The following is an 18,673-nucleotide window of genomic DNA, read 5'->3' as shown; positions in this document are numbered from 1 at the left end:
GTCTATCGTCCTTGTGCAGCGTGCAGCCGGGGGGCTGCGCTGCTAACGCTAGCAGAGCGAAGTGGCAATTCAAGATCACTTGGTCGGGGGAGCCGCGGGCCTCAGGCAACCCCGGAGTACTTCACCGCTGCCGCCGCCCGCGACGGCACATTGAGGGTGCGCAGCAACGACGACACATGAATGCGCACGGTAAACGGCGAGATGTCCAGCGCGCGGGCGATTTCCTTGTTGGTCTTGCCCTGGGCGATCAGGCGCAACACCTCTTGCTGGCGTGCGGTCAGGGTTGTGGCGACGGCGCTGCTGTCCAGCGGCAGGAGCCCGGAGGGGGCAAAAAGCACCAGCACTTCACCTTCACGGATGGCCAGGATCGCCTGGCCGATCTCGTCCGGGGCGATGTTCTTGCCGATGAAGCCGTCAATGCCGGCGGCCATGACCTCGCCGATCAGTTCCTGGTCATCGACCATCGATACCACGATCAAGGTGGTGCGCCGTAATTGCTGACGCAGCTCGACCAGCTGGCTGATGCAGGTCAGCCCCGGGAAGCGCAAGTCGAGGATCAGGGTGTCTGGTTCCGGACCGTTGGCGACCAGCTTGAGCACCGTGTCGAAATCACCGGCCTCTTCGCTCCGGGCATCGGGCAGCAGGCGCTGGACCGTACGCAGCATCGCTTCACGAAACAGCGGATGGTCGTCGGCTATGATGATCCGGCATGCCATGGTGAGTGCCTCCCTGGGCCTGGCGTTACTTTCGGACGTGCTACTTTACCACCGGGTACGGGCACCGCCCCGGTGTTCATGCTGGATATGACGACTGTCGCACAAGGATGTTCCGATGAAGTTCGAGAAAAACTCCGAGCTCGACCAGGCTAACCTGCGCATCATTGTCGCCTGTATTGCCGTGGTTTATATCAGCGTGCTGGGCTTTCTGCCCGGGCAGCATTTTGAAACCTACCGGCCGATCGTGATCTACATCATCCTGTTCCTGCTGCTGTCGGTGGTTATACGCCAGGTTATCGTGCGCTGGCCGGGGGTGTACCCGGCGCGGCGCATTTTCAGCATGGTCCAGGACTACACCGGTACCTGTTTCGGCCTGGTGGTGGGCGGCGAGGCGGCGTTGCCGCTGTACGCGGTGATGGTCTGGGTCAACCTGGGCAATGGCATGCGCTTCGGCTCGCGCTACCTGGCGATCGCCACCGCCCTGGCGTTGCTGGCGCTGCTGTGCGTCTACCGCCTGACGCCGTACTGGCAGGCGCAACCGTTCATGGTGCTGATGCTGATGATCACCAGCACGGTCATCCCCATGTACGCGCACCTGTTGCTTGAACGTACGCGCAAGGCTTCGGAGGAGGCCACCGCCGCCAACCTGGAAAAATCGCGCTTTCTGGCCCAGGCCAGCCACGACCTGCGCCAGCCCATTCATTCCATCGGCCTGTTCACTGCCTGCCTGCGCGAGGCGCGGCTGGGCGATGAAGAACGCCGGTTGGTCGACAACATCGACCGCTCGTTGCTCAACGTCTCGCAGCTGTTTCGCTCGATCCTCGACCTCTACACCCTCGACAACGGCCGCCTGCAGCCGCGCCTGCAGCCTGTGCAACTGGGCGAGTTTGTTCACGACCTGCTGCGTCAGAACGCCGAGGCGGCGCGCTGGGCAGGCGTTGAGCTGCGCTTGCGGGCCTGCGCGCACTGGGTGCAGATTGACCCGGCGCTGCTGGCGACCATGGTCCAGAACGTGCTGTCCAACTGCTTCAAGTACGCGCCGCAGCGCCCGCTGCTGATCGGCGTGCGCAAGCGTGGCGAGGGCCTGGCCATTGTCATTTATGACCAGGGCAGCGGCATCGAGGCGCAGGAACTGCCGAAGGTTTTCGAAGAGTTCTACCGCGTGCGCCAGTTGCGCGACAAGGACGTCGAGGGCGTGGGCCTGGGCCTGTCGATTGTCCGGCGCCTGGGGCAGATGATGGGCATGCAGGTGACGATACGTTCGCGAGTGGGCCATGGCACGGCCGTCAGCCTTGAAGGTTTGCGCGAAATTTCCGCGCCCAAGCGCCAGGCCTACCGTGAAGACCCGAGCCAGGTCGGCCTGCTGACCGGTTTGAAAGTCTGCCTGGTGGAGGATGATCGCAACGTGCTGCTGGCCACCAAGGCCTTGCTCGAGCGCTGGGGCTGTGACGTCCAGGCTGAACTGAGCGGCAAGGACCTGGCCAGCGACTGCGACATCATCGTCGCCGACTATGACCTGGGTAACCACGCCACCGGCATCGAGTGCATCGATGAGCTACGGGCGCAACGGGGCAGGGCGGTGCCGGCGCTGATTCTTACCGGCCACGAAGTGGAGAAGATCCAGGCGGCCCTGCACGACCGCCAGATCGCGATCCTGTCCAAACCGGTGCGCCCGGCCGAGCTGCGCGCTACCTTGCGGGCATTGCGCGAAGCCTCGGCAGCGGCGGTTTAGCCCCTGATCAGTAGCGTTGCAGCGGATTTTGCGGGCGGCCACTGTTCTTGTTGTAGCATTGCGCGCCCATGCCCATGCCCATCGAGGCGATCCCGATCATCACGCCGCTTGGCAGCTCGCAGTTGTAGTCACCCGATGCGGTGCTGGCGATGTAGTAAGTGGAGCTGTGGTCGCTGCGCACGTTGGAAATCTTCGTCACCGGCTCGCCGATGGTGGTTTGCGCGGTGGACTTGAGACGGTCTTCGTTGGGTTTCATGGTCTGGCAACCGGCGACGGCGACCAGCAGGGCGCTGAGCAGGGTGATCTTGCTGAATGCTGATTTCATGGTGCATCTTCCTTGGTGTTGTTCTGTTTTACCGGCACAACGATCCCGCACGCCGCATAGGCGCGGCGTTGGGGAACACTGGGGGTTGCCGGGGAATATAGCGCCAGGGAGGAGGAGGGTCGATTAGCACAAATGGGCTAATGGCATATTGATATAATTTTTTATCTATCGTTGTGACAAGGATATCCGCATGCCCATTTATCTCGCAGCAGAGCAACAGCTGAACGTAGGACACGCCACCGTCATCGAGGCACCGGCGCAGGAGGGGCCTTTTGTCGTGGTCTTCGAGGACGATGAAAATACCGCCTATTTCTACGCCCTGGACAGCAGTGCCAGTGACAACCCGATCCAGGATGCGCTGCATATCTATAACGTCGAAGATATCTCCGACCGGGAGAAACCCTCGACAGTTAAGATCGGCTGGTCCATGGACCACAGCAAGGCGGTGCTGCTGATCAATGAGTATCCCCATGCCGTGTTTGATTTTACCGGCAAGCAGGGTTACTGCCATTCCGGCTTTCCGCCGTCTGTGGGGAAGGGCTGGTCGCTGCAGGGGCATGAGTGGCAGGAAGACGTACTCAAGCTGTTTGCCTAAGGCGTGAATATATAACTCAACTAAATAGTTATTTAGTTGAGTTATATTTTAGGGCTATAAAAAAGAGTAGGGCAGTAGCGTACTTCCAGGTTCACCTTTGTTCAATGGCCGCGTGTGGAAACTCCTCGCGCAACGCCTGGCTCAACCACTCGATAAACCATGCGGCATCTTCCGACAACGGCTGTTGCGGTGTCAGCACTTGATAACTTTCAAGTGCAATTTGCGCGTCGGTACAACGCACCAGCGAGCCGTCTGCCAGTTCATGTTTGACCAGCACTTCGGTGGCCAGGGCAATCCCGTGCCCACGCCGGGCCAGGTTCAAGGCAATGTCGTTGCTCATGTGCGAGGTATTCGACCTGACCTTGAGCGGTAACTGTTGCGCCGCAAACCAGCTGTTCCACCAGGTGCCGTCGTCGACGTGAATCAGCTCGCAGTTCGGCAAGTCCTGCACCTGCAGGGCTTTATTCGGCAATTTTGCCAGGTACGTCGGCGAACAGACCGGGAAAACCGGCGGTTTGATCATCCTCAGAAACACCCCTGAATGCTCGCCCGGCAGGCCAAAACCGATACCCAGGTCAGCCTGACGGGCATCCACTGACGTGAACGAGGCATTGGGTTCAATGGCCAGCTTCAGGCCCGGGCGCAGGCTGCGCACTGCATCGACATGCGGCGTCAACCAACGCGAAGCGAACGCCGGCACGCACAGAATGCGCAGCCAGCGCTCCTGCTGGCGACTTGCAACCCGCGAGCCGGCATCGGCCAGAATCTTCAGGGCCTGGGTCGCGGCCCGGTGAAACTCAAGCCCGGCCGCGGTCAGAGTAACGCCGCGGGGCGTACGCTCGAGCAGTTGCACGCCCAGCCAGTCCTCAAGGTTTTTCACGTGGCGGCCAATGGCCGGCTGGGTCACGTGCAGCGCCCGCGAAGCGGCTACGTAACTGCCCAGGCGCGCAGCCGCCTCGAAGGCACGAATGGCATTGAGCGGAGGCAGACGGTCGCTGGGCATGGCGTTCACTGTTGTTAGTTTTTGTAATATCGACCCGGACTTTATTGTTCTTTTCCCGCCTCGGCAAGTTGATAAGCTCGAAATCGACTGACGCAATTTCACTGGATGTCGAGGAAGTACCGATGTTACGCAGAACAATAAAAAAACAATCCACCCAGGTTTTTTCGCTGTTGGCATTGAGCATTGCCGCACTGGGCTTGACCCATAGCGGTATCAGCCTGGCTAGCGACCAAGGCGCACACTGTGGCGTTCCAGGGCTCAGCGTTTGCCCGCAACCCTTTGATAAAACGCTGCCCGACCCGCACAACATGCTGACCTGGGACCAGGTCACACGGGTAGTGGGTTTTCGTAATACCTACCGCCTGTACGAAGGCGATGTATTCAGCACCCAGGGCGCCAAACCATCGCCATTAATGCCGGCCAGCAGCCCATTGCCAGCCATTGACTATGCAATGAACGGCAAGCACTTCAGCATCGATAACTACATCGCCAACCAGAGCGTCACCGGCCTGTTGATCCTCAAGGACGGCAAGATTGCCTACGAGTACTACGGCAAGGGCAACAGCGAAAACACCCTGTGGACCTCGCGTTCAGTGGCCAAATCGGTGGTCAGCGTGCTGGTGGGCGTGGCGATAAAAGAAGGCAAGATCAACTCGGTGGACGACAAGATCACCCAGTACATCCCTGAACTCAAAGGCACGGCCTGGCAAGAGGTAACCTTGCACCAGTTGCTGCAGCACACCTCGGGCGTGGTCTGGGATGAAAACTACGCATCACCTGACTCCGATTTCTCCCACATGACCCAGTGCGAAGCCAAGCCTGCGCCATACGACTGCGTGCTCAACCTGGTCAAATCGGTGAAACGCAAACCCGGGGTCAATCCGGGCGAAGTCTGGTCCTACAATACCGGCGGCGCCTGGCTGGTGGGCCGCGTGCTGGAAAACGCCACCGGCATGACCCTGGCCAAATACCTCGAAAGCCGCATCTGGAGCCGTTACGGCATGCAGCAGGATGGCGTCTGGCATGCCTTGGTCAAAGACAAAGTCGACATGGGCGGCCACGGCTTCAATGCAGCACTGCGTGACTGGGGCCGCTTTGGCCAATTCGTGCTCAGCGGCGGTCAGTTACCATCGGGCGAGAAGATTCTGCCGGATGACTGGATTGCACGTTCGACACACTGGACGACAGCCAAAAGCTCGGTCACGCCATCGGCACCGAACGGACAGTACGGCTATCAATGGTGGTACTCGGCGCCGGCGCCTGATGCCAATGCCGAACCCAAGAAAACCGCCACCAGCGAACAAACGTTCTGGGCGCTTGGGATTTACGGCCAGACCATTGCAATCAACCCGGCGGAGAAACTGGTGATGGTGCAATGGTCGACGTGGCAGAACGCAGAGACACCGAGTTCGCTGTATGACGAGCAGGCGTTGTTTGTGAATGCGGTGAGTGAAGCGTTGCACGGCAAGTAACGGTGTAAGGCTGAGAACGGGTGGTGCCAGGCTTGAAATCTGTCCTGGCACTGCCCGTGAGCTGCTATAGATGACTACGCATAATGTATATTATGTTAAATCGAGTGTTATGAAAGAAAGCCCGGCATCACTGCCGGGCTTTGCACTACACGGAAGTAAATCTCCAAATTTCTGGCCTGTAAATATCCGAATCCGTAGAGCCTCCCCGGATTCGGATATTTACTTCCTGACGCATTGTGCCTTCGTACATCTCCCTGCGACTGAAAAAATCGAGACTTCCTCTTCGGAATTTGTCACGCGCCCGTTTTACTGGGGCGAGCTTGAAACAAAATCGCGTCAAGCTGCTCAATTTCGAAATTTCCTCGCCTGTCGGTTGCATGTCTGACTCGGGAATTCAGTGACCTGTGTTAGCGCAAAAATCATCGACGTATCGATCCTGTGCGCAGACCTTTAGACTTTTCAGAAATGCAACCCAACCCCACCATACTCATCAACGGTTATTTGAAAAATTCAGAGAAACCGTGCATTCCCAAGTCTAGTGCCTGGCTCATCAAGGAGCGGTCCGAATTGCTTAAAGTTACGAGCTCGCTGGAATGTGACAATTGAGACCAGGCAGCCAAGGTACAGTGCCAGCATTTTTCGAGTCTGAGAGATCGCCACCCTCTTCCTTTGTGGGTACGACACGGTTCTGCAGAGTTACCAAAGATGGGGGAATAGAACCTCAATCGAGTCTGGTGAAAGGTTCAGCGATACAGGTTTACGATCGTCCAGATAGATCAGGCCCTCGCTGGCCATCTGCGCGAGAATGCTCTGAGTGGTTCGTTCGCCTACGCGTAGGCGGGCGTAGATATCAGCACGTTGCTGGTCGCCTTGATAGAGCAACGTTTTGTAGATATCGCGTGACTCGATTCGTAGTGGTGATAACTTTTGGGCCTTGCGATTGGTGTATACCCCGCGCTGTCGCAATTCGAAGTACGCATCGATACGGACGCCGAGCAGTTGTGGCTCGAGCACCGAACTGAAGTACTGCACTTGGCCCAACGCAGTTTCGAGGAAGTATCGAGTGAAGACCAGCAGGCCCGAGTCAGACAGTTCACAACGGCCGTCAAGATCGCCTTTCCTGGGGTGGTCCGCAGCACGCAGTGCGGCATAGTACGCCTCGACGTCCCGACCGAAGCCACGACTCATCGACCACAGCCCGTACCCACCCATACCGGCTGCTTTGAGATACTGGTCCGTGAATAGCCGGCCGATCCGGCCATTGCCGTCCAGGAATGGGTGAATCCACATCAGGCGGTGATGCGCTCCTGCAGCCGCAAAGAAGCGGGAAAGCCCGTGAATCCTGTCAAGCCGGTACGCGTTTTCGAACCAGTTCATGTGGGAACGCATTTCCTCGACGCTTGGAGGAATGTGCTTACCCACGACTACGTCCTTCTGCCGAAATTCACCTGGTACCAGTCGAACTGTAGCGCCGCCATCATTAAGCTTGGGATCTAAGTACTGGTCAGACATGCTCGTATAAATCTCGCGATGCATCCGGGCAATCGCGTTACGGGAGCAGACTTCCACCTTGTGAATGGGGTCATCGGCAAGACGCTTTTGAGCCTCTATGTGACGCTTGATCTCCTGTAGGTCCTCGTCGAAGTTCTTCTCCTGGGAGCGCAGGACGTCTTCCGGATCCGTCGCGTTGCCCTCAATCTTGTTGCTATAGTACGAGTTTACCTGTCGCAGCAGATTCAACATTGGCAAGCGAAGCGGCGCAGGGATCTTCCCGTGCAACTCAATGTCGTACTGGATAAGCCTGACCACTGCTTCCTGTAGGTCCGATGGGGCTCTGTCATGTGGGATGAAGGGAGTGAGTGCCATTTGCCGGTTCTATGATTTATCAGTTGCCTTATAAATGAAGGCTTAAAACTGTAGTGGTCTAATGATTCCGGACACCCATTTAGGCGAAAATGCTCGCCATAGAGAGGTGTCTGATGACCAAGCAACGTCGTACCTTTACCCCAGAATTCAAGCGCGAAGCTGCCAGCCTGGTGCTCGACCAGGGCTACAGCCATATCGATGCCGCCCGTTCACTTGGGCTGGTGGAGTCGGCCCTGCGTCGATGGGTTAACCAGCTTCAGGAAGAGCGAAATGGTGTAACTCCGACCAGTAAAGCGCTGACGCCCGAACAGCAAAAAATCCAAGAGCTGGAAGCTCGAATCAATCGGCTGGAACGGGAAAAATCGATCTTAAAAAAGGCCACCGCGCTCTTGATGGCCGAGGAACACGAGCGTTCGCGTTAATTGATCAACTCCGCGCTGAAGAGCCTGTTGATCTGTTGTGCTCGGTATTTGAAGTCACCCGATCTTGCTATTACGCGCACTGCCGCAAGCGCCGATCTCCGGACGTTGAGCGATTGGTTTTACGCAGCCGAGTGAACGAGCTGTTCACTCAAAGCCGCAGCGCGGCGGGCAGCCGAAGCATCATGCTCATGATGCGCGCGGACGGCATAGAGATTGGGCGATTCAAGGTGCGCAAGCTGATGAACGAAATGAAATTGATCAGCAAGCAACCTGGCTCACATGCCTATAAAAAGGCGACGGTGGAGCGGCCGGATATCCCGAACGTGTTGGATCGAGAGTTCACCGTGTCGGCGCCGAATGAGGTCTGGTGCGGTGACATCACGTATGTCTGGGCTCAAGGTCGCTGGCACTATTTGGCGGCTGTGATCGATCTGTTCGCCCGTCGCGTGGTGGGCTGGGCGTTTTCATCGAAGCCTGACGCTGACCTGGTTATCAAGGCTTTGGATATGGCCTATGAGCAGCGTGGTCGGCCTCAGAACGTTCTGTTTCACAGCGACCAAGGAAGCCAGTACGGCAGCCGAGGCTTCCGTCAGCGACTGTGGCGCTATCGCTTCAAACAGAGCATGAGTCGACGTGGAAACTGCCACGACAATGCACCGATGGAACGGTTGTTTCGCAGCCTGAAAACGGAATGGATACCGACCGTGGGCTACATGAGCGCTTCGTTAGCACAGCAGGATATCGGCCGGTTTTTGATGCAGCGCTACAACTGGCAACGGCCACATCAATTTAACAGCGGGCTGGCGCCCGCTGTGGCCGAGGAAAAAGTTAACGCAGTGTCCGGGATTAGTTGACCACTACAGAGCGAGAAAAGGCCTTCATCATGCGCCTTTCACCAGAGTCGCGACACTTTCGCTTTTTGTGCCAAATCAAAGAGCCAGGTGAAGCCATGCTTGATCAGTTGATGACCGTCGATCAGCGGGAGAAAATGGCATATGTGGCTTTGGCACATGTAAAAGGCGAGCTCATAGAGGTCGGTATTAGTCGTTACGCAGCCGGCGCCCAACCAGATGAATGTGAGTGTGCGGTTACCGTTGATGATCAATGGAAGCATCGCGGCCTAGGAGCACTGCTACTTAGCCACCTGATCGATAAGGCTCGGGCGAATGGGTACAAAGAGATGTACTCAATCGACTCGGCGGCCAATACGGCGATGCATGATCTAGCTCGTGACCTCGGCTTTTCCACTGCACGTGATCCCAGCGATGCCTGCCAGGTTATCCATCGCCTTTCATTGACTTGATGAGCGCTGCGGAGCTGCAGACTGTCCACCTGAAATCACACGGTTCAAACATTGCTGCTCGTCCTCCTCAGTGATGCCTTGGAAATCACTTACTTCAAAGACTGAAGTGTTGAACAGGGCGAGCCGCAATACACCATTTCTTTCCAGAAACACCTCAGACAAACACAAGCAGATGGGCGAAGAAATAGATACCGACCTCCCACCCTCCCCCAGGAACGCAAGCTGATCGTTGAGGTTCGTTTCGCAGGCAGCGACGATGGTACGAATTGATCGAGCTGCGTAGTACAACGTTGTGGGATATCCCACCCCTAGGGCTATCAGAAAACACAAAACCAGGTTCGATTCCTTAGCGTAGGTCGAGATACGATCAACCTTATGCCGCCACCCTGTTGAGCCAGGACTGAAAATAGCTTTACCAACAAGCAGGGTGTAACGATGTTGCACAATGGCCCCAACGCACAGACTGATCGCAACAAAGCCCAGTAAGATCCAGGGCTTGGCCGTAAGCAACTCAACAGCACCATCGAACCAGCCTGCAATAGATACCAACACTACGAAGCTCACCACTCCAGCAATTATGCCGAAGCTAGCTCGTGGCCTTTTCAACCAGGCTTTAAGCTTCTCTTTACTGGTTGCGTTCATGGTCAATACCCTCACATTAGTCCGTGCCAAAGTAGGCTATACGGTGCTGGGCAACTAAAGCTCTACGGTTTCAAGGTGCTCTGGCACTGACACCGACCAACCAAGCTCAAGGCTGATTCGGCGCCGCAGCGCATCAGCTGCATGGGGTTCACCATGCACCACAAAGGTATGCCGAGGGGGCCTCTTGAAGCCCCGCAACCACTGCATGATTTCATCAGCATCGGCATGCGCCGACAGACTCTCCATGGCAGAAACCTGAGCGCGTATCGGGACATCCTCACCGTGCATACGGATTGTCCTAACTCCAGCAATGATGTCCGCTCCGCGAGTACCACCGGCCTGAAACCCAGAAAACAACAACGTATTGCGGGGGTTGGGAGCCAGCGCCTTCAGGTGATGCAGTACCCTGCCCCCGGTTGCCATGCCACTGGCTGCGATGATCACCGCAGGGTCGCGAAGCTGGTCAAGGTGTTTTGATTCGTCGACTGTACGAATGATATGGGTGCTACGGCACATCGCTGCGCACTCCTCGGCAGACAGGCGATGCTCTTGGTGAAAGCGCTGATACAGGGCGGTGGTATCTGATGCCATTGGACTATTGAGGTAAACCGGAATGTCTGGGATTCGATGCTCTCTTTTGAGCGCATACAGGTAGTACATCAATAATTGCGCACGCCCAACGGCAAATGACGGAACCAGGGTGATGCCGTGCCTTAGCAGTGTTTGATTAATGACATTGGCGAGATACGTCTCTGGAGCCTCCTTCGGGTGCTGTCGGTCACCATACGTAGATTCGACCAAAAGAATGTCTGCGTTCTCGATCAGCTCCGGGGCTCGCATGATAGGGTCGTTGGGGCGCCCTAGGTCACCAGAAAACACTATGGTTTGGTCTCCTGCATTTATTTCGACAGTCGCGGCACCTAAAATGTGACCTGCAGAGCGAAGATAGACCTGCAGACCGTCGACGATTTCAACCGAGTGATGTAGTTCCAGTGGGCGGAGATGTGCAAGTGCTCGCTTCGCCTCCTCTTCCGTGTACAGCGCCTGGGCGGGGTGGTGCTTGGAGTAGCCACGTCGGTTTGCATAGTCGGCTTCCTCTTCCTGTAGACGACCACTGTCGAGCAACAGGATCCTCACCAGCTCACAAGTGGCCGCAGTCGCATAAATCGGCCCACGAAACCCATTCCGAACCAGAACTGGAAGGTAACCGCTGTGATCGAGGTGCGCATGGGTAAGGACTACCGCATCGATTTCATCCACTGGTATAGGCAAAGATTGCCAGTTGCGTAAGCGCAACTGCTTGTATCCTTGGAACAGTCCACAATCGACAAGCACCTGCGTCGAGTTGTGCTGGAGTAGATACTTGCTTCCGGTAACCGTACCCGTCGCACCGAGAAATGTGAGCTGCATGATTCTGACCTCGATTGCTGGCTGGAGGGCTCTAGTTGCCGGAATTAACTGCCAGTACGCTGCAATGTGCCGAGTTCACTATCCGGTCTGTCGTATCACCGAGCAGTTTGCCCAAGCCTTTAGGTTGCACTATCCCCATAACCACAACATCAACAGCCAAATCGCGCACCAGATCGCTGATAGCGATCACTGGCGGCCCTTGGACAAAATGTCGACATTCAGTAGCAACGCCGTAGAAGTCGGCCAGTTCATCATAAGGTTCGCGTAATACAGCAATTAGCTCCTCAACCCAGTCCAAAGCCGCATTCGAATCGGCAACAAAGATTGGTGAAATGTCATAGGCAGAAAGTAGGTGCAACTGAGCATTGCATTGCAGCGCCATGGCCGTGGCTGCGCGGATTATTTTGTGATTGAAGTCGTTTCCTTGCTCCGAATTGGCCGTATCGACGGCTGCAAGGATTACGTTGGGAAGAGGCACATTGCCATGCTGGACAAAATGTACAGGTACCGGACTGGCGCGCATCAGCTCGCTATCGAAAGAGACCCCAAACACCCGCTTGAGCGCTGAAACCTCATCAATGTCCTTGATGACCATGTCGGGACGAAGCGTGTGAATGCAGTCAACCACGTCCTTGACGGGATCGTCGGTCAATGCTGCCTGGCTGGTAGCGCACGCATCGTCTATGTGTATTGCCCCAACCGTTTCCGTCAATCGATCACGGTATTGTGAGAACTGCTCGGCGATTTGCTGTTCAACCTCTACTTCTTCTCGCCAGTTGCTAAGCCCATGAGGTTCAAATAAACCCAAGACATGCAACCCTGCCCCCGTCGTTCTCGCCAAAGCCTTGGCGCGTTGTGCCGCTGGCGAGGTCAAATCGGCATCCAGGGCAAGCAGCAACAATTGTTGGTACTGACTCATCGCAAACCTCCAATCATGTCATCGCCTACCGGAAATTGAAGCTCAGGTACTAAATTCTGTGCCTTGACCCCGCTTCAGACTTGATTCAGATCAGAAAGGCTGCGACACGCAACGAACTTGACTCAAGTCAGAACGAGGATGCTGGTGAGCAGTACAACAGTAATCGGCAAGCTCCCTTTGATGACTGTAAGGCTGGAGAGCGCGATGAATAACGATATCGATTTTGGCGATCTGTCCAAGGAGCACTGGATAGAGTCGTTGAACGACGGTACTCCTGTACTGATTCGACCACTGCGTGAGCCCGACCGTGAGAGGGATCATGAGTTTGTAGGGCATGTGTCTTACGAGTTGAGACGCTTTCGCTTCCTAGCAGGGTTTAGCGGGGAGGCATCATCGTTTTTCGAACGGTTGATGAATGTGGACTACCACCACCGCATGGCTTACGTTGCGTTGATGCATGACGGTGGCCAACTGTGTGAAATTGGCGAAAGCCGCTATGCGGCAGTCCCCGGCAGCAAGAACTGCGAGTGTGCGGTTGCCGTGAGCGAGCCATGGCAGCGCAAAGGCTTGGGTAGACTGTTAATGAATCACCTGATCATCGCCGCACGCAGCAATGGCTATGAGTGCATGATCTCGCGGGATCTCTCGAACAACTACGGGATGCATCGACTTGCGAAAACACTCGGTTTTTCCTCACGCTACCTGGCTGGAGATGTAACTGAAATCATCCATGAGCTCGACCTACATGGATGATCATTTACCTCAGCGCGGTATTATCCGAGCTCCGAAACCGCGCTGAGGTAGGTTCTTTGTCAGACCACCGGAGTTTCCGGGGTGATGACCAGGACACTGCTAGGCATTTTGTAAAGTACCCTTTCAACCGTGCTGCCGATGTACTTGGCTAAACCACGGTGGTGCACCCGCCCCATCACTACGATATCGGTACCTTGGGCTTCGCAGAAGATGCTCAAGACTTTTGCTGGGTCGCCCATGATCATATGGCAACTCTCCGGATCAATGCCGTTGCGCTCAGCCAGCTCGCGAAAGGCATCGCTTTGGGCTTCATGCAGGCTTTCGGCAATATTTGAGCCAAACAAAAATGATTTACGCCCGAGGTTCTCCGCATCCGTTTGCATAGAGGTCAGATCATAGGCATACAAGATCTCCACCTGCGCCTTACATTGCATGGCCAATTTCAACGCTTCATTGATGATGCGGTCATTGAACCCTTGGTACTGATCCTCGGGACGCGATAGGTCAACGGCAGCAAGGACTTTGCGAGGCATAGCATGGCTGGCCTTGTCGACAAAGTGCAATGGAACCGAGCACTCCCTTAACAGCCGTATATCGAGTGTGGTGAACATCGCCCGCATCAGGCGCGACTCATGCTCTATGTCCTTGACCACCATCGCAAACGGCTGCTCTTTCAGGTGAGTCAGGATTTCGTCCAGGACGTTGTTGACCCAGACTACTTCTGTGGTGACAGTCAGCCCGTTCCTACGCAGGGGTACAGCCTGGGTTTCCAGCCACTGACGGTGCTTTTCGACATAGGCCTGGCGCATCACTGCCAGTGCCTGTTCATTGACCAGCCCTGCGGTGGCAAGCCCCTCAAGGTAATCGAAAGCCACTATATGTAATGCAATGCCTTTGGCTTTTGCCAAAGCAGCAGCACGGTCAAAGGCGTCAGTGCGCTGCATCAAAGGGGGGGCGATGAACAACAAGCGTTGATAGTCGGACATGACACACCTCGCACTAAGCGATGAGTAGGTACGCACCATCCTGCATCCGTCCAAGGCTGTGTGTTTGACTTGCATCAAAATCGGATGCACACCACCTCAAAAGGACACGGCGATTGGGTGTAGCACACGACCATCGGCGCAGTCCGACGCATGGTAACCTGACTACAAAAAATGGATTTGATTCCTTGATCCCAGTCAATTGATTCGATGATTTTCAGCGCACGCTAAGCAGAAGTGAATGCCACCATCCCAAAGAGGAACCGCTGCCATGGCTACCATGAAAGCTGCAATTTTTGTGGAGAAAAACCGGATAGTACTGGACGACAAGCCAATTCCGGACATTGGCCCCGCCGATGCGTTGGTGCGGCTCACAACCACGACGATCTGCGGAACCGACATCCACATCCTTCGTGGTGAATACCCTGTCGCCAAAGGGCTGACCATAGGTCATGAACCCGTTGGTATCATTGAAAAGCTCGGCGCCCAGGTTCAAGGCTTTAGCGAAGGACAGCGGGTCATTGCTGGCGCAATAACCCCAAGCGGCCACAGTAATGCGTGCCTGTGTGGATGCTCATCTCAGGATGGGCCGGGCACCCTTCATGGATTCAAAGCTATTGGTGGTTGGAAGTTCGGCAACACGATTGATGGCTGCCAGGCCGAGTATGTTCGGGTGCCTGACGCCATGGCCAACCTTTCACTGATCCCCGATAATCTTAGTGACGAACAAGTTTTGATGTGCCCAGACATCATGTCTACCGGGTTCAGCGGTGCAGAACGGGGTGATGTAAAAATCGGTGATACGGTCGCCGTATTTGCGCTAGGGCCTATTGGTCTTTGCGCGGTGGCCGGTGCCCGCTTGAAAGGTGCAGGCACGATCATCGGTGTCGACACCGTAAATGCGCGTATGACCGTTGCCCGTCAGCTAGGTGCTACTCACGTAATCGACTTCACACAAGGCAACATTGTCGAGCAGATCATGGCGATTACCATAGGCCGTGGGGTCGATGTTGCGATTGAAGCACTCGGAACCCAATCGACATTTGAATCAGCGCTGCGGGTGCTACGTCCCGGAGGAACCTTATCCAGCCTTGGCGTTTACTCTTCAGACTTGCGCATTCCACTTGATGCCTTTGCTGCTGGCCTAGGCGACTACAACATCGTGACCACACTGTGCCCCGGTGGCAAAGAGCGTATGCGACGCTTGATGGAAGTCATCGCCAGCGGGCGCATTGATCTGGCGCCACTGGTGACGCACCGGTTCAAGTTGGACGACATTGAAGCCGCCTACGAACTATTTGGACATCAACGGGACGGTGTCATGAAAGTAGCCATTACGCCCTGAATTAGACGTGCTTTTAGCAGCTTGAACACCTGATGGCATGGACGCCGTTCCTGATTCGATCGAATGTGGAGCGCGTCAAATGTTCAAATCACTCTTTCTGTCCATCCTGCCGCGACTAGCCCCTGGTTTAATGCTTAACCAGACTAGAAAACGCTTGCTTGGTCTCGTCGGTGGCAAGCGGAGCTACCGCGCCCCAGACTTAGAACTCATGTTGCGCCGCGAAGTGGGATTGCCCTACCAACCTGTCCTGTTCGCCAGGAACATCGGGGATCAGTTCATCGTCACCGCGGACTTGCAGTCTGTAGGTATCGACAGCTTGCAGATTGGGATTACAACGCAGCAATTCACCTTAAGCGGTTGGGTGGTGCCGGATGCTGCCGACGCCTCGACGACAGCTATCTCATCTGAGTGTGGATGGTTTAGTTCTTCACGAACCATTCCGCCGTCAATGGATCTTGACCATTTCACTCTCAATTACCATCAGGGTTTGTTGGTATTCAGCGTACCTAGAAAGCACTCACTAAACCGGCGTCCTTTGCATTCCACTGCATCGATTACGGAGTAGCATCAATGAACGTCTACATTGAAAATCATCCGCGTCAAAACCGTTGGTGGGTTCACCTGGACGTATGGATGGTGAGTTTTCGCAGTATTGACGAAGCGACAGCCTTCGTTGATCGACTTAATACTCGATTGAACGCCCCACACTCCCTGGCGATGATTGCTAGCTATCCTCTGGTACCTGGCAAGCTCATAAATCGCGACCTGCATGACCCTATTGCGTAAGCGTCCGGCGAACTCACCTTCCGAACTCCAGCTTTAAGGGCGATGGTGTCCGCGTATTTTTAAGCGGACGCGATCACCCTTATCGCCAGGATTTCCATGCGCCAACGAAGCTCTTATCCGAAACCGTTCAAAGCCCAGGTCGTTCAGGAATGCCTGCAACCTGGCGCATCCATTTCCAGTGTCGCCATCAGCCATGGCATCAATGCCAACGTTATCCGCAAATGGATGCCGCTCTATCGAGATCAGCCCGCAGCGGCTTCACTACCGGCATTCGTCCCGCTTAAAGCCGCACCTAAACGGCCAGCCGAAGCGCCAGTGATCATCGAGTTGCCCATGGCCGGGCAAGTGATCACGGTGAAATGGCCAACCTCAGACCCTGAAGGCTGCGCGCAGTTTATTCGGGCTGTCACTCGATGATCCGTATCGATGCCATCTGGCTGGCCACCGAGCCGATGGACATGCGCGCCGGTACCGAAACCGCATTAGCCCGAGTGATCGCGGTGTTCGGTGCGGCGAAGCCGCACTGCGCTTACCTGTTCGCCAATCGCCGGGCTAACCGGATGAAAGTGCTGGTGCACGATGGCGTCGGCGTCTGGCTTGCAGCGCGTCGACTGAACCAAGGCAAGTTCCACTGGCCCGGCATTCGCCATGGCTGCGAGGTCGAACTCGACAGCGAGCAACTCCAGGCGTTGGTACTGGGTTTGCCGTGGCAGCGAGTCGGCACGGGTGGCGTGATCAGCATGCTGTAATCGCCGGCCATTTGACCGGTCTGCTTGTCGTCGTTTCGGGCCTGCTCTGGCACAATCGGCGGCATGACTTTCTCGCCCAACCTCGACCAGATGACCCCGGAACAGCTCCGTGCCTTGGCGGCACAGGCGCTGCAGTTGCAGTCCCAAGTCGAGGCGATGAGCAGGAAGATCCAGAACGATGAAATCCTCATCGAACAGTTCAAGTTCGAAATCGCCCTGCTCAAGCGCCACAAGTTTGCTAAGCGCAGCGAGCAAATCAGCCCGGCGCAAGGCAGCTTGCTGGATGACCTGCTCGACACAGACCTTGAAGCTATCGAAGCAGAGCTGAAACAGCTCCTCCCAGCTTCGCCACAGGTCGAGCCACGGCAATCCCCGAAACGTGCGCCATTGCCGCCGCAGTTTCCACGCACGGTGATCCGCCACGAACCGGAAAACACTCAGTGCACCTGTGGCTGCCAACTTCAACGCATCGGCGAAGACGTTAGCGAGAAGCTGGATTACACGCCGGGCGTGTTCACTGTCGAGCAACATGTGCGTGGCAAATGGGCCTGCCGTCAGTGCGAGACACTGATGCAGGCGCCGGTGCCGGCGCAGGTTATCGACAAAGGTCTCCCGACCGCAGGGTTGTTGGCCCACGTGATGGTGGCGAAGTTTGCCGACCACTTGCCGCTGTACCGGCAGGAGAAAATCTTTGGCCGCGCGGGGCTGGCAATCGCTCGCTCGACCCTGGCCCAGTGGGTCGGACAAACCGGTGTGCGGCTCCAGCCGCTGGTCGATGCACTGCGTGAAGCCGTTCTGAACCAGGGCGTGATTCACGCTGATGAAACACCGGTGCAAATGCTTGCGCCGGGCGAGAAGAAAACCCACCGAGCCTATGTCTGGGCCTACAGCACGACGCCGTTTTCGGCGCTCAAGGCGGTGGTCTACGACTTCAGCCCAAGCCGTGCTGGCGAACACGCGCGTAACTTCCTGGGCGACTGGAACGGCAAGCTGGTTTGCGATGACTTCGCTGGCTATAAAGCTGGTTTTGAGCAAGGCATCACTGAGATCGGCTGCATGGCCCACGCCCGTCGCAAGTTTTTCGATCTGCATGTGGCGAACAAAAGTCAGCTAGCCGAACAGGCGTTGCACTCGATCAGCGGCCTGTACGAGGTCGAACGCCAGGCGCGGGACATGAGTGATGAAGATCGCTGGCGAATACGTCAGGAAATGGCGGTACCGATCAGTAAAAAACTGCATGACTGGATGTTGGCCCAGCGCGACCTGGTGCCCAACGGATCAGCCACGGCCAAAGCCTTCGATTACAGCCTGAAACGCTGGGTAGCGCTGACGCGCTACCTGGACGATGGAGCTGTGCCCATCGACAACAACCAAGTTGAAAACCAGATACGGCCGTGGGCACTCGGGCGCTCGAACTGGCTGTTTGCCGGATCGCTGCGCAGCGGTAAACGGGCGGCTGCGATCATGAGCTTGATCCAGTCAGCGCGTATGAATGGGCATGATCCATATGCCTATCTCAAAGATGTACTGACGCGGTTGCCGACGCAACGGGCCAGTGAGATCGGGCGACTGTTACCGCATCAGTGGGTGTCTGCCTAACTTACGCAAGGTGAGTTGGGCGGACGCTTACCCTATTGCCCCATCAGGATCTG

Annotated in this window: 19 protein-coding genes and 1 pseudogene; 12 read left to right on the top strand and 8 right to left on the bottom strand. The window is 56.2% G+C overall.

Annotated elements, in window-relative coordinates:
- Positions 1-101: 101 nt before the first annotated feature.
- Positions 102-716, bottom strand: a complete 615-nt coding sequence (locus tag LOY54_RS13480) for a response regulator transcription factor (RefSeq protein WP_258610674.1) — start codon at positions 714-716, stop codon at positions 102-104.
- A gap of 115 nt (positions 717-831) precedes the next feature.
- Here LOY54_RS13480 and LOY54_RS13475 point away from each other — a divergent pair, with 115 nt between their 5' ends.
- Positions 832-2,448: a hybrid sensor histidine kinase/response regulator gene (locus LOY54_RS13475; protein WP_258610673.1), complete on the top strand. Its 1,617-nt coding sequence runs from the start codon at positions 832-834 to the stop codon at positions 2,446-2,448.
- A gap of 7 nt (positions 2,449-2,455) precedes the next feature.
- Here the strand turns inward: LOY54_RS13475 and LOY54_RS13470 are convergent, their stop codons facing one another.
- On the bottom strand, positions 2,456-2,773 hold the full coding sequence (locus LOY54_RS13470; protein ID WP_093382978.1) for a hypothetical protein: 318 nt from the start codon (positions 2,771-2,773) through the stop codon (positions 2,456-2,458).
- A gap of 190 nt (positions 2,774-2,963) precedes the next feature.
- On the opposite strand from LOY54_RS13470, the gene LOY54_RS13465 reads away from it, so the two are divergent.
- Positions 2,964-3,368 (top strand): DUF2251 domain-containing protein, encoded by a 405-nt coding sequence (locus tag LOY54_RS13465; RefSeq protein ID WP_195884068.1) that lies wholly within the window; start codon positions 2,964-2,966, stop codon positions 3,366-3,368.
- Between the two features lie 91 nt (positions 3,369-3,459).
- Here LOY54_RS13465 and LOY54_RS13460 read toward each other — a convergent pair whose 3' ends face one another.
- Positions 3,460-4,371, bottom strand: a complete 912-nt coding sequence (locus tag LOY54_RS13460; protein ID WP_258597722.1) for a LysR substrate-binding domain-containing protein — start codon at positions 4,369-4,371, stop codon at positions 3,460-3,462.
- 122 nt (positions 4,372-4,493) lie between these two features.
- On the opposite strand from LOY54_RS13460, the gene LOY54_RS13455 reads away from it, so the two are divergent.
- Positions 4,494-5,843, top strand: a complete 1,350-nt coding sequence (locus LOY54_RS13455) for a serine hydrolase (RefSeq protein WP_258610672.1) — start codon at positions 4,494-4,496, stop codon at positions 5,841-5,843.
- Positions 5,844-6,539: 696 nt separating this feature from the next.
- Here LOY54_RS13455 and LOY54_RS13450 read toward each other — a convergent pair.
- Positions 6,540-7,709 (bottom strand): Fic family protein, encoded by a 1,170-nt coding sequence (locus LOY54_RS13450; protein ID WP_258610671.1) that lies wholly within the window; start codon positions 7,707-7,709, stop codon positions 6,540-6,542.
- Between the two features lie 113 nt (positions 7,710-7,822).
- Between LOY54_RS13450 and LOY54_RS13445 the strand changes: the two genes are divergently transcribed.
- Both LOY54_RS13445 and LOY54_RS13440 read left to right on the top strand, forming a co-directional pair.
- A protein-coding gene (locus LOY54_RS13445) for an IS3 family transposase (RefSeq protein WP_258606965.1) occupies positions 7,823-8,985 on the top strand; the annotation gives its coding sequence in 2 pieces (ribosomal slippage) (positions 7,823-8,075 and positions 8,075-8,985; 1,164 coding nt in all).
- A gap of 8 nt (positions 8,986-8,993) precedes the next feature.
- Positions 8,994-9,434, top strand: a pseudogene (locus LOY54_RS13440) (N-acetyltransferase family protein); the annotation flags it as partial.
- Here the strand turns inward: LOY54_RS13440 and LOY54_RS13435 are convergent.
- The 3 genes from LOY54_RS13435 to LOY54_RS13425 are packed head-to-tail and all read right to left on the bottom strand — an operon-like array spanning position 9,423 to position 12,405.
- The gene (locus LOY54_RS13435; protein ID WP_258610670.1) at positions 9,423-10,076 is read right to left on the bottom strand and encodes a hypothetical protein; all 654 of its coding nucleotides are present in this window, start codon (positions 10,074-10,076) and stop codon (positions 9,423-9,425) included. The pseudogene LOY54_RS13440 and the gene LOY54_RS13435 overlap by 12 nt on opposite strands.
- 54 nt (positions 10,077-10,130) lie before the next feature.
- Positions 10,131-11,486 carry an MBL fold metallo-hydrolase RNA specificity domain-containing protein gene (locus tag LOY54_RS13430; RefSeq protein ID WP_258610669.1) on the bottom strand — a complete coding sequence of 452 codons (1,356 nt, stop codon included), beginning with the start codon at positions 11,484-11,486 and terminating at the stop codon, positions 10,131-10,133.
- A 31-nt stretch (positions 11,487-11,517) separates the two neighbouring features.
- Positions 11,518-12,405: a universal stress protein gene (locus LOY54_RS13425; RefSeq protein ID WP_258610668.1), complete on the bottom strand. Its 888-nt coding sequence runs from the start codon at positions 12,403-12,405 to the stop codon at positions 11,518-11,520.
- Between the two features lie 204 nt (positions 12,406-12,609).
- Between LOY54_RS13425 and LOY54_RS13420 the strand changes: the two genes are divergently transcribed.
- Entirely contained in the window at positions 12,610-13,158 is a 549-nt protein-coding gene (locus LOY54_RS13420) for a GNAT family N-acetyltransferase (RefSeq protein WP_258610667.1), read from the top strand.
- A 59-nt stretch (positions 13,159-13,217) separates the two neighbouring features.
- Here the strand turns inward: LOY54_RS13420 and LOY54_RS13415 are convergent, their stop codons facing one another.
- Positions 13,218-14,144, bottom strand: coding sequence for a universal stress protein (locus tag LOY54_RS13415; RefSeq protein WP_258610666.1), 927 nt, complete (start codon positions 14,142-14,144; stop codon positions 13,218-13,220).
- Positions 14,145-14,412: 268 nt separating this feature from the next.
- Here LOY54_RS13415 and LOY54_RS13410 point away from each other — a divergent pair, with 268 nt between their 5' ends.
- From LOY54_RS13410 to tnpC, 6 genes are all read left to right on the top strand, one after another.
- Positions 14,413-15,486 (top strand): NAD(P)-dependent alcohol dehydrogenase, encoded by a 1,074-nt coding sequence (locus LOY54_RS13410; protein ID WP_258610665.1) that lies wholly within the window; start codon positions 14,413-14,415, stop codon positions 15,484-15,486.
- Positions 15,487-15,565: 79 nt separating this feature from the next.
- Entirely contained in the window at positions 15,566-16,051 is a 486-nt protein-coding gene (locus LOY54_RS13405; RefSeq protein ID WP_203583951.1) for an Hsp20/alpha crystallin family protein, read from the top strand.
- Positions 16,052-16,056: 5 nt separating this feature from the next.
- Entirely contained in the window at positions 16,057-16,272 is a 216-nt protein-coding gene (locus LOY54_RS13400) for a hypothetical protein (protein WP_258610664.1), read from the top strand.
- A 96-nt stretch (positions 16,273-16,368) separates the two neighbouring features.
- Positions 16,369-16,689 (top strand): IS66-like element accessory protein TnpA, encoded by a 321-nt coding sequence (tnpA, locus tag LOY54_RS13395; RefSeq protein ID WP_258608021.1) that lies wholly within the window; start codon positions 16,369-16,371, stop codon positions 16,687-16,689.
- The gene (gene tnpB / locus LOY54_RS13390; RefSeq protein ID WP_232893846.1) at positions 16,686-17,021 is read left to right on the top strand and encodes an IS66 family insertion sequence element accessory protein TnpB; all 336 of its coding nucleotides are present in this window, start codon (positions 16,686-16,688) and stop codon (positions 17,019-17,021) included. Before tnpA ends, tnpB begins: the two co-directional genes overlap by 4 nt.
- Before the next feature lie 63 nt (positions 17,022-17,084).
- Entirely contained in the window at positions 17,085-18,620 is a 1,536-nt protein-coding gene (tnpC, locus tag LOY54_RS13385; protein WP_258608024.1) for an IS66 family transposase, read from the top strand.
- The last annotated feature ends 53 nt before the right edge of the window (positions 18,621-18,673 follow it).

Source organism: Pseudomonas sp. B21-032, from assembly GCF_024748965.1.
Classification (GTDB): Bacteria; Pseudomonadota; Gammaproteobacteria; order Pseudomonadales; family Pseudomonadaceae; genus Aquipseudomonas.
Note: the sequence above shows the minus strand (reverse complement) of the source record. Positions and strands in the feature narration are given on the sequence as shown.

Coding starts and splice junctions, on each gene's coding strand:
- LOY54_RS13470 (WP_093382978.1), bottom strand. CDS start 2,773: ATGAAATCAGCATTCAGCAAGATCACCCTGCTCAGCGCCCTGCTGGTC.
- LOY54_RS13435 (WP_258610670.1), bottom strand. CDS start 10,076: ATGAACGCAACCAGTAAAGAGAAGCTTAAAGCCTGGTTGAAAAGGCCA.
- LOY54_RS13425 (WP_258610668.1), bottom strand. CDS start 12,405: ATGAGTCAGTACCAACAATTGTTGCTGCTTGCCCTGGATGCCGATTTG.
- LOY54_RS13410 (WP_258610665.1), top strand. CDS start 14,413: ATGGCTACCATGAAAGCTGCAATTTTTGTGGAGAAAAACCGGATAGTA.
- tnpC (WP_258608024.1), top strand. CDS start 17,085: ATGACTTTCTCGCCCAACCTCGACCAGATGACCCCGGAACAGCTCCGT.
- LOY54_RS13420 (WP_258610667.1), top strand. CDS start 12,610: ATGAATAACGATATCGATTTTGGCGATCTGTCCAAGGAGCACTGGATA.
- LOY54_RS13480 (WP_258610674.1), bottom strand. CDS start 716: ATGGCATGCCGGATCATCATAGCCGACGACCATCCGCTGTTTCGTGAA.
- LOY54_RS13400 (WP_258610664.1), top strand. CDS start 16,057: ATGAACGTCTACATTGAAAATCATCCGCGTCAAAACCGTTGGTGGGTT.
- LOY54_RS13405 (WP_203583951.1), top strand. CDS start 15,566: ATGTTCAAATCACTCTTTCTGTCCATCCTGCCGCGACTAGCCCCTGGT.
- tnpA (WP_258608021.1), top strand. CDS start 16,369: ATGCGCCAACGAAGCTCTTATCCGAAACCGTTCAAAGCCCAGGTCGTT.
- LOY54_RS13450 (WP_258610671.1), bottom strand. CDS start 7,709: ATGGCACTCACTCCCTTCATCCCACATGACAGAGCCCCATCGGACCTA.
- LOY54_RS13465 (WP_195884068.1), top strand. CDS start 2,964: ATGCCCATTTATCTCGCAGCAGAGCAACAGCTGAACGTAGGACACGCC.
- LOY54_RS13475 (WP_258610673.1), top strand. CDS start 832: ATGAAGTTCGAGAAAAACTCCGAGCTCGACCAGGCTAACCTGCGCATC.
- LOY54_RS13415 (WP_258610666.1), bottom strand. CDS start 14,144: ATGTCCGACTATCAACGCTTGTTGTTCATCGCCCCCCCTTTGATGCAG.
- LOY54_RS13455 (WP_258610672.1), top strand. CDS start 4,494: ATGTTACGCAGAACAATAAAAAAACAATCCACCCAGGTTTTTTCGCTG.
- tnpB (WP_232893846.1), top strand. CDS start 16,686: ATGATCCGTATCGATGCCATCTGGCTGGCCACCGAGCCGATGGACATG.
- LOY54_RS13460 (WP_258597722.1), bottom strand. CDS start 4,371: ATGCCCAGCGACCGTCTGCCTCCGCTCAATGCCATTCGTGCCTTCGAG.
- LOY54_RS13430 (WP_258610669.1), bottom strand. CDS start 11,486: ATGCAGCTCACATTTCTCGGTGCGACGGGTACGGTTACCGGAAGCAAG.